Annotated in this window: 1 protein-coding gene and 1 pseudogene; one reads left to right on the forward strand and one right to left on the reverse strand. The window is 61.0% G+C overall.

Going from position 1 to position 2,856, the window contains the following annotated elements; all coding sequences use genetic code 11:
• A pseudogene (locus AC1DXV_RS33335) lies at positions 1-150 on the reverse strand (IS5/IS1182 family transposase); the annotation flags it as partial.
• Between the two features lie 606 nt (positions 151-756).
• Here AC1DXV_RS33335 and AC1DXV_RS33340 point away from each other — a divergent pair.
• The coding region (locus AC1DXV_RS33340) for an ATP-binding protein (protein WP_477937831.1) at positions 757-2,856 on the forward strand (2,100 nt) is incomplete at its 3' end.

Here is a 2,856-nt window from a genome sequence, read left to right on the forward strand (position 1 = left end):
GACGCGGCCGCTGCGCGGATAGTGCGGCTCGATCAAGCCGCACAGCGCCGACCACGGCACCACGCGCTCCATCTCGCCCAGGAACTTCTCGCGCCTCGTCTGGCGCTTCTTGCCCGCGTACTCCAGGCTCGCAAAGCTCGTCTGTTTCATGCAACCATCCTCGCTGTCCACGCCTCGTTCGGCCATCGAGATCTGCCCGAATAAATCAGCGGTTCCCTAGGCGGAAGGCGTATGGCACTGACCTGATCTACGGCAACGCGTTGCCGTCCTGTTCGATGTCGTCGAGCTTCGCCGGCTTGACGCGAAGCCGCTGCGCGATGTCTTGCGCAGCGCAATCCCGATGCGCGCGCTGCTCTCGCTCGACGAAGGACGTTCGGACCGGTTTGCGCGACGGCGAAGACCCATCCTACTCGCTGGACTGCTTCTCTCTGGCCAGAATCCGCGCGAACGACCCCGAGCAGTCCGTTGCCCCGCAGACATTCTTCGCGGCCACGCTGCGGTTGCAGCCACTCAACTTCTGACTCTGACGGCACGGTCTTGTACTCGCTGCGGTCATCGCCCCAGCGGAGAGGGCAAACTAGCGTAAGTGGTACGCCGGCGCCAAAAGTATGCTTCGCGGAAAGACAAACATTGCAGGGAGCGTCAAAACACATGGCGACACTAGGTTCTGTAGGCCCTTCTAGAAGCGGAGACCAGTTCCACTATCAGTGGGCTGCTCGGCAATGCCTCGGGCTTCTTGCCGGGAAAGACGGTCTTGTGGCGGTGTCGATTGAAGGGGCATCGCTGGCCGAAGGTGATGCCTCGACGGACGCTGGCGATGAGGTCATTGACGTCGGCCTTTACTACGGAAGCGAGGAGCTGACTGAGGCCAAGGCCATCCGTTATGTACAGCTCAAGCATTCATCCAAACAGGCGCACCAGTCGTGGACAGCGAGCGGTCTGGCCAAGACCATGGCCGGTTTCGCCAAACGCTTCAAGGACTTGGAGAACACGCTCGGAATCGACGTCTTGGCCGAGAGGGTGAGATTCAGCTTTCTGACCAACAGACCAATCGACGAAGGCGTTCTTGAAGCCTTGGCCGACATCGCCGCGGGCGTTAAGGCACCGCGCCACGGTGCAACTGCCCGCCTGCTGATGCGTTATGCGAAGCCGGCAGGCGGCAATGTGCAGCGCTTCTTTAAAGCCTTTTCGGTAGAAGCCGGCGAGCCCGATCTGTGGGAGCAGCGCAATCTGCTGAGCCAGGATCTTAGCGCGTACATGTCGGAGCCAGACGCTGACGCCCCCCTGCAACTGAAGGAGTTGGTCACTCGCAAAGCCGCAGACGAGGGGGCGAAGGACCGTTCGATCCGGCTCTACGACGTGCTTCGCGTCTTGCAAGTGACTGAGATCGATCTCCTGCCTGCGCCCTCATTAATCTCCGAGCCAAAACAGGTGCTCCCGCGGGCGCAGCAGGCGGACATACTGACGGCGTTGCTTGCCGCGCAACGCCCCGTGGTCATCCATGCAGACGGTGGCGTGGGCAAGTCAACTCTGTCGGCACGTCTGGCCCGCGCCATGCCCGAGGGGTCGGTCGCAGTGCTGTACGACTGCTTTGGTGACGGGACGTACCGCCAGGCCTTGAAGTACCGCCATCGGTATCGCGACGCTCTCGTCCAGATCGCGAATGAACTTGCAGCCCAGCAGCTTTGCCTTCCGTTGATTCCGTCCACGGGCGCCGATCCCAAAGCGTTCATGCGAGCCTTCGTATCACGGCTCAAGCAAGCGCTCGATCTTCTACGGGCTCGTACTCCCCAAGCGAGCCTTTGCATCATCATCGATGCAGCTGACAACGCATACATGGCCGCACATGAGATTGGTGAGCGCGCCTTTGTATATGACCTGATCAACGCTGACATGCCCGACGGGGTGCGATTGGCTTTCACGTGTCGATCCCACCGTCGAGAGCATCTGGGGGCTCCACTCGACACTCTTGTGATCAAGCTGGAGTCATTCTCTAAGACGGAGAGCGCCACGCATCTACGGCTCACCTACCCAGACGCAACAGACGCCGAGACCGCGGAGTTCGCCTATCTCAGCAGTGACAACCCCCGGGTTCAGGCCTTGGCTATGGAAGGTGTCCCGCCCATCGGCGACATGCTCATGGCACTCGGGCCAACGCCAACGACAGTTCAGCGCGCAATCGGAGGCCTGCTGACCAAGGCTGTCGACAGGTTGAAAGCCGAGTCGGGCCCGACAGAAGCGAGTCAGATCGACCTCATCTGCAGGGGTCTTGCGGTACTGCGTCCCCTGGTACCGATTTCCATCTTGGCCCAGATCGCCGGGGTGCCCGAGAGCGCAGTGCGAACGTTCGCGACTGAGTTTGGGCGCCCACTGTTCGTCAAGGACGCGGGCCTGCACTTCTTGGACGAACCGGCGGAAACCTGGTTCAACGAGACGTTCAAGCCCGATGCGGCCGCACTCGATGCATTCCTCGCAAAGCTGAAGCCCCTCGCGGCAAGCAGTTCGTACGTTGCGGCGGCGCTGCCTCAATTGTTGCTGTCCGCGGGCCGGATGGACGAACTGATCGCACTCGCACTCTCGAATGAAAGCCTGCCCGAGCTCAACCCTTTAGAACGACGAGACGTAGAACTTCAACGCCTGATGTTCGCCCTCAGAGCTTGTTTACAGCAAGGGCGCCATGTGGCTGCTGCCAAGCTCGCGCTGAGGGTCGGAGGAGAAGTGGCTGGCGAAGCTCGCCAGAATGCCCTCATACAGCAGAACACGGATCTTGCCAGCGCCCTGCTGGCTGCGGATCGCATCGAGGAGCTTGTCTCTAGACGCACGTTCGGCGGCGGATTTCTTGGCTCAGATCATGCA

It is taken from the genome of Rhizobacter sp. P3_C12, assembly GCF_056402735.1.